Source organism: Faecalibacillus sp. MSK20_93 (assembly GCF_020589945.1).
Lineage (GTDB): Bacteria > Bacillota_I > Bacilli_A > Erysipelotrichales > Coprobacillaceae > Faecalibacillus > Faecalibacillus intestinalis.
On sequence record NZ_JAJDKA010000008.1, the window covers coordinates 63,394 to 70,592 of the forward strand.

Sequence of the window (7,199 nt, forward strand, 5' to 3'; positions counted from 1 at the left end):
ACCACCTGAAACATTTATAAAGTTCGATTGACATAGTCGATTAAAAATTCTTGTATTAATATTGGAATTTAATTTTTAAAAATTATTTTTAGTTGTCAAGTGTGTCAGATGGTCTATGAAATAAATTTTTATATGAGGAGATGTCAAATGGAATTTAAATATAAAGATATCGTTTTTAATAATAAATTGGTATTAAATAAGGGATGCATAGAATTTAATAAAGGACAGATCACAATTATTACTGGTGAAAGTGGCAGTGGAAAAACAACCTTATTTAGGTTGATGACAAAAGGCAATGATGGTTGGAAAGATTTAGATTTATATCAAAATGTATCAACTTGCCCACAAGAACCTGTATTTTTAGAAGGACTAACGATAAGAGAACATATTGAATATATAGAAAAACTGACAGATTGTCATATAAGTCTTGATAATTATGTTGAAAAACTTCATTTGAATGAATTGATGGATATGTATCCTTCACAACTTTCTGGCGGAGAACAAAAAAGAGTAGCATTTTTATTGTGTATGGCTAAAGATGTAGATATTTATATTTTAGATGAACCAACATCATCTTTAAATAACGCCTATTCTAAAATATATTGTGACATATTAAATTTACTTATAGAAAAAGGGAAAGGTATTGTATTATTTACACATGATGAGAAGTTATTATCTATAGGAAATATAAAATATCATATCAAGGATAAAATATTAAACACAGTATCAAACGAGAAGAAAGAAACTGAATATAGCCTATCTCAACATATTAGTAAAAATCTTAATAAAACATCTCCTGCTTTTTTTACAATGAGAAAAAAGCAAAAAATATATGTAAAAATACTTCATTTTATGATTACATTTTCTATTGCAATGGTAGCTTTTGGTTATAGCTTTAGTAGGGATGTACTAGACATTCACCATTCATATTCACAAAAAATATCATCAAATGAAATAACTGTCTATAAATCAACAGCACAAGCTATTCATGATGGCGTAGCTGATTATACATTTAATCATGAGGTTCCTCTTAAAGACAAAGACATCAAAAAAATAGCAAATTTGGATAATATAGAAACGGTTGAATGGCGTTATGATTGTTTAGAACCTAATTATGAATTTAATGAAGATATTAAAGAAGTATCCTATGATCCCGAAAATGCAAAGCATGATTATACAATTTCAATCATAAAAAATGAACAAGAACTCGCACAAGTTAATATAGAAGATAATATTACAGTATCCACTTATATAAAAAATCATAAGCAATCAAAAAATATAGAAATAGATTTTAAAAATGAAGGTGTTTATATTTCTAGAAACGTTGCAGATATGATTAAAAAAAGTATTAATATTTCTAAAGATGATGAATTAAAAGGAGTGTACTTAACATTTGATATATCTGTACCTTTGTACAATACTCATGGAAGATGGATGGGTATAACAGATGATGAAGAGTCAATGTATATATATAGTGTAACTGTAACTCATGAATCAGTATCACTTCCTATAGCTGGGATTTTAAATTGGAGTTCTTTCGGATTAAATAACACTTATAGCAATTCTCTTTATGTTGAACGAGATATAGTTGAGAATATGATTGAAAAGCATAAAAAAACAGAAGATAGAAAATTATATGTTATAGGTGTAAATTATGATAAATATTATGAAAATGAACTTCCTAAAGATTTTGATGGTGAAGTCAATAGAGTATTTGAGGATAGCGTCTGGCAACCAACTGCTTTATCTGTTTATGTAGATGGTTCAGAAAATGTTTATACAGTTGCACAAAAATTATCTGATATGGGATATTATGTTGATAATGAATCTATCGATAGTGAAGCAATTAATAGAGGAATTGTATCATTGATGAATGTCTTTTATTATGGCTCGTTTATCATAAGTGCAATTATTGTTATTTATGCTGCAAGTATTTTGTTTGTACAAAGAAAACAAAATGCAAGGATCAACGAATATTTTAAACAGCTTGGGTTGAGTGAATTTGATATATTGAAGATAAGAAAACACTATTATTTATTGAACGTTTTTCATGAATTCAAAAAACTTATGTTAATATTGATTGTTTTATTTGGCTTAAGATCAATAAAAATACATGCTTTATTTTTTCCAAATATAATATCAATTATTTTAGCAATTGTTCTTCATATGATTTGCCACTATATCTTACCTCAATTATTTGACAAGTTGAAAAATGATTGAAATTAAAGATATTGAAATTGTTTATGATGATTATATCATATTAAATAAAACGGATATTGATATTCCTGAACATGCTATTACTTTAATAAGAGGGATTAGTGGCAGTGGAAAGACATCTTTATTATATCGTATAGGACTGATAAGTGAGGATGATCATTTTTACTATAATATATATGAAGACATCCAAGATGATGATAAAAAAAGTATTTTAAGAAGAGAATATATTAGCTTTGTTTTACAGGATAACAGTTTATTTGAACAGTATGATGTATTAGGAAATATGCAGTTATATGCAGCTTTTCATAATAAAAGATACAGTGAAGAAAAATATCGTCAAATTTTAAAAAGTGTTAATCTAGATATACCATTACACCAATCAATTCAGACATTATCAGGAGGGCAAAAACAAAGAGTCGCCATAGCCTGTGCATTATGTAAAGATACAGAAATTATAATTTTAGATGAGCCAACTAGCTTTTTAGATAAAGAAAATGAGATGCTGGTTTTTGATACTTTGAAACATATTTGTGATACTTATCAAAAAACGATTATTATTTCAAGTCATAGTGATTATGCTATGTCGATTGCAGATCAAATATATGAGATTCAAGATAAAGAAATTAAAAAAGTTAAACATGATAATGAGAAAGATATTTATATTCAAAAAACAAAAAAGCATCAGTTGAAATTATCGTTTTATATTTCTTATATCAAATATTTTTTAAAAAAATATAAAAAAATTGAATTGGGAATGGTATCTATTATATCAATAGCTTTACTATTAATGAATATATTGATTATCTATACTGATTATTCAACCAATAAAAGTATAGAAAGCTATCAAAGTTTATCAGAAAATCAGATGTTTATCACAAAAGATAATGCAAATACAACCATTGATTCATCTTTAGTACCTTTTATCTTTAAACTTGATAAAGAAAATACTGGAGTCTATCCTTATATTCAAACACAAGTTCAAATCAATGATAACCTATATCAAGTTGTGCCCTTGTTTGAACAAAATGATTTATCTCATCAAAAGCTGATTGAATATGATAGTCAATCTATATATTTAAGTTATTATTGTTATCGAGAATTAGCTGATAACAATATTAATCCTGAATCATTAGAAGTTAGTTTTGTTGTATCAGCAAACAACGATCTATATAAAGATACAAAAACATATCCTATAGGTGGAGTTTTAACAAAGAATAACAAATGTCACTATTTTAAAGGTGAAAATAGGTATGTTTATTGTAGCTTTCAGTTATTACAACAAATTTATAATGAGTGTCATATCGATAAATTAGATTCATATCAGGGATATACTGTTTTTGTTGATGATTATGATGGATATGTTACACTTTATGATGAATTGAAAGATAAAAGGATAGGTATTCATCTTTTCTTTGATAATATTGATGAAATAAATGAGTTGAAAAAAATAAATGTAATAATAAAAATGATTATTATAGCTATGAGTTTTATTTTAATAATTGTTTTATTCAATATTATAGAAATACAGTATTTTAGAAAAAGAAATAAAGAATTTATGATGTTGAAAATGAATGGGATAAGTCATAAGCAATTAAGAAATATGACAATGATAGAAATAATTTTTCAATGTCTTATAGCTTTATTGTTAAATATGGTAATTATTGGTATTTTATATAATATAACAATAACAATGAATGTCATATTATCGGTAGCTTGTGTTTTTGCAATAGTGATTATTAGTACATTTATTCAAAATTTATATATAAAAAAAATCTCAGTAGAAAAGATTTTAAGAAGTTAAAAAATGAGAAATTAATTAAAACAATGGATAATGATTGAACAAGTTGGATTTTAAATAAATAGATTTAGTCGAGATTCAGTTTAAATTCTTTAAAAGAATGACATCATTTTGACATCAAAAAATTATTAAAATAAAAATAATAGACAGAAATGATGAATAAAATGTGTAAAAATAGACAAAATATAAAGAAAAATAATACAAATAGAATATACGTTATCATACGTTGGTGAATAATTTTAAAGAGTATAATTACTATAAAAAATAAAGCTCATAAATGCTAGAAAACATAGTGTTTATGAGCTTTTCGTATTTATTTTTAACATCCTCGCATACGCCATATTTGGTCTGTACAATCTTTGATAGTAAGAGAAACTTTATTTTCAATGAAATTTAAAAAAGTATTTTCATTTAAGTTTTCTTGTTCTAATGTTCCCATAATTCCAGCCATGCTGATACGATGAATGCCAAAATTATTCAATAAGTGAATTATTTTTCGTTGAGTTTCATTTATTTTTTTATGTTTTTTACCTCCTAACTCATTGCTAAATCTATCTAACCATTCCTCATAATTGTTGATTTTAGTATGGATGATAGGATCATAGTTTTCAATATAAATTTAAAACAAATAATAAAGAAAGTTGTTTTTGAATAGAGGACATTTCATAAAAGTCCTCCTAATATTATCTTTATATAGTACATATGTTGAATCTCCTTTCAACATATATATTCGCTAGAAAATAATAAACAAGAAGAATATAAAGAAGAAAAACCTGCCAAAAGAATCTATCAAAGACTAAAAGAAGTAAGTGAAGTAGACTATATACGCTTTGAATTAGAAGAAAAAGAAACACATATCTTTGATAGTAAAGTAGGTGGTGCTTATTATGTGCCTAGAGATCAAAATCTTCCAGTAAATCAAAAAACGGGAGCACCTTTATATTTATTAGCACAAATAAATTTTGAACAAATACCTCATATAAAAGATTTTCCAGAAAAAGGATTACTTCAAATCTTTATTAGTGGAGATGATGGCGTTTATGGATTAGACTTTGATAATGAATATAGTCAATCAGGGTGGTGTTTACGTTATTTAGAAGAAGTACCAAAATTAGTAGATGAATCAAGTATTTATAAGTTTCAATATAGCGAAGATACAGAACTTCCATTAGAAAAAGATACAACTTTTTTATTAAAGGCTCATTTAGATAAACAAGTCATCACAATGAATGATATTCACTTTGATGAAGTTGTTGATACTTATTTAGATGAAAACTTAAAAGAAATCATGCAAGATGATGAGGTAGTGGATGAATTAAATGATTTGATTACCTTGATTCCTTGTCAAATAGGCGGTTATCCTTTCTTCACACAATATGATCCTCGTCAAGAAGATAGTAATGAAATATTGTTGTTTCAACTTGATTCACAAGATCATATTTTATGGGGGTGATTCAGGTGTCGGTAATTTCTTTATTTCAAAAGAAGATTTAAAAAATAAAGATTTTAGTCATGTTCGCTATTATTGGGATTGTTATTAGATGCATATTGTTTGCTTAATAGAGAAAAATAGTTTATATTATAAATAGGAATAATTACTACTTATAGAAAAGAGGAAAAGGCTATGAATCAAAAATTTTATATTTGTAAACACTGTGGAAATGTGATTGAAAAAGTAGAAGATAAAGGAGTCCCTGTGGTATGTTGTGGCGAAGTTATGAAAGAGCTTCAAGCAGGAATTGAAGATGCTGCATTTGAAAAACATATTCCTGTTTATACAGTGGAAGGTGATACCGTTCATGTATTTGTTGGAGAAGTAGAACATCCAATGACAGCAGAACATTGGATTGAATGGGTTTCTTTGAAAACAGATAAAGGTATTCAAAGAAAATATCTAAAACCAGGAGAAAAACCAAGTGTTGATTTTAAAATCTTAGAAGGTGAAGAAGTAGAAGAAGTGTATGCTTACTGTAATCTTCATGGATTATGGAAAAAATAATGAAGCTATAAAAAGACCAAAAATGGTCTTTTTATATATATTCTATTAACAGTTCAATTATAATTATCATTTGATAAATAGTTTTTAGTATATTAATTCTTAATAACATCTAAACAGATAATGGTAAGCTTGTTGTTCAATTTATGACATATGCTTATATACCAAATGTTATTATTCAAATGATTATGACTTTTTTAACAAAATCAGTTACAACAATGGCATTTATTATGATTAATATGAAAGTTATTGCAACTATTATTGATGGAACGCACCAAATGAGTGCTTTATCAATTGTTTCCACATTCAAAAGTTTTAGTTCGATTATTTTCCAAGCTATTGCAGGTTATTTGATTGATTTATATTCATATCAATTTTTCTTTGGTTTCCTTTTTATTTGTGCAACCGTTGGTTTAGTATTATGTATGCTTTATAAAATACCAAGTGTGAATGAACATCGTTTATTTGATTAAAAAGAGCTTCGAATTGAAGCTCTTTAAAATGGACCCTGTAAAACGGACACAAGAAAAAAAGTACTTTGGTGCTTAGTCCAGTAACAAAATGTCAATAGTTTTTTAATCACTTTTTCAAAAAAAGGCAAAAAAAGAACGTATAGATTATTTCCATACGCTCTAAACGGGAAGTTGTAAATATCATTTTACATTTTTATATGAAATCACAATATGACTTGGTGCAAATAATACTGATGCAATAATCAATAGCACTGACCTACTCATAATCCCACTAAACAAGAACAACATTGAAGGAATAATAGAAAGTGCTAATGCTCTGAAAACGCTGTTTTTCTTAAAACATATAATCCAAATAGCACAATAAAGCATTACCAATATGGTATCTACAATCAAATATAGTACAAATGCTTCGTCAGACCACCACCCGAACCAAGTTCCCGGAATATTGATTATCATGAATCCGAAACAACCCAATCTCCCTACTTGTTCTGTAACCTCAACATATTTATTGTTCCACTTATTATCAAATCCATCTTTGCACTTAATCGCAAATACAACATTGGGTATCATAATGACTGCAATAAAAATCAGCCCAAAAACATTAAACCATTCCATATTATCTACCATCACAATCTTCGATTTTCTCAATTCTCCAAACTTGAATTTTCAAATTAGTCTTTGCAAATAACCTTTGAACCTTCACCGTCAATTACAA

At 26.7% G+C, this 7,199-nt stretch carries 7 protein-coding genes; 6 read left to right on the top strand and 1 reads right to left on the bottom strand.

Annotated features, from left to right (window positions below):
- Positions 1-147 precede the first annotated feature (147 nt).
- The 6 genes from LJD34_RS04345 (at position 148) to LJD34_RS04365 (ending at position 6,484) form a co-directional block, all read left to right on the top strand.
- Positions 148-2,220 (top strand): ATP-binding cassette domain-containing protein, encoded by a 2,073-nt coding sequence (locus tag LJD34_RS04345; protein WP_032090994.1) that lies wholly within the window; start codon positions 148-150, stop codon positions 2,218-2,220.
- Entirely contained in the window at positions 2,213-4,018 is a 1,806-nt protein-coding gene (locus tag LJD34_RS04350; RefSeq protein WP_117782593.1) for an ATP-binding cassette domain-containing protein, read from the top strand. The genes LJD34_RS04345 and LJD34_RS04350 overlap by 8 nt, the downstream gene beginning before the upstream one ends.
- Positions 4,019-4,871: 853 nt before the next feature.
- Positions 4,872-5,468 carry a YwqG family protein gene (locus tag LJD34_RS04355; protein WP_318532711.1) on the top strand — a complete coding sequence of 199 codons (597 nt, stop codon included), beginning with the start codon at positions 4,872-4,874 and terminating at the stop codon, positions 5,466-5,468.
- Positions 5,416-5,556, top strand: a complete 141-nt coding sequence (locus LJD34_RS16735) for a DUF1963 domain-containing protein (protein WP_412531081.1) — start codon at positions 5,416-5,418, stop codon at positions 5,554-5,556. The genes LJD34_RS04355 and LJD34_RS16735 overlap by 53 nt, the downstream gene beginning before the upstream one ends.
- 83 nt (positions 5,557-5,639) lie before the next feature.
- Entirely contained in the window at positions 5,640-6,014 is a 375-nt protein-coding gene (locus tag LJD34_RS04360) for a desulfoferrodoxin family protein (protein WP_117871168.1), read from the top strand.
- Between the two features lie 143 nt (positions 6,015-6,157).
- Complete coding sequence (locus tag LJD34_RS04365) at positions 6,158-6,484, top strand: hypothetical protein (protein WP_227359268.1); 327 nt, start codon at positions 6,158-6,160, stop codon at positions 6,482-6,484.
- A 180-nt stretch (positions 6,485-6,664) separates the two neighbouring features.
- Here LJD34_RS04365 and LJD34_RS04370 read toward each other — a convergent pair whose 3' ends face one another.
- The gene (locus LJD34_RS04370; RefSeq protein ID WP_004612402.1) at positions 6,665-7,111 is read right to left on the bottom strand and encodes a hypothetical protein; all 447 of its coding nucleotides are present in this window, start codon (positions 7,109-7,111) and stop codon (positions 6,665-6,667) included.
- Positions 7,112-7,199: the final 88 nt, after the last annotated feature.

Excerpts from the sequence above, each read along its gene's own strand:
- LJD34_RS04370 (WP_004612402.1), bottom strand. The coding sequence starts at position 7,111 with ATGGTAGATAATATGGAATGGTTTAATGTTTTTGGGCTGATTTTTATT.
- LJD34_RS04345 (WP_032090994.1), top strand. The coding sequence starts at position 148 with ATGGAATTTAAATATAAAGATATCGTTTTTAATAATAAATTGGTATTA.
- LJD34_RS04365 (WP_227359268.1), top strand. The coding sequence starts at position 6,158 with ATGACATATGCTTATATACCAAATGTTATTATTCAAATGATTATGACT.
- LJD34_RS04360 (WP_117871168.1), top strand. The coding sequence starts at position 5,640 with ATGAATCAAAAATTTTATATTTGTAAACACTGTGGAAATGTGATTGAA.
- LJD34_RS04350 (WP_117782593.1), top strand. The coding sequence starts at position 2,213 with ATGATTGAAATTAAAGATATTGAAATTGTTTATGATGATTATATCATA.
- LJD34_RS16735 (WP_412531081.1), top strand. The coding sequence starts at position 5,416 with ATGAAATATTGTTGTTTCAACTTGATTCACAAGATCATATTTTATGGG.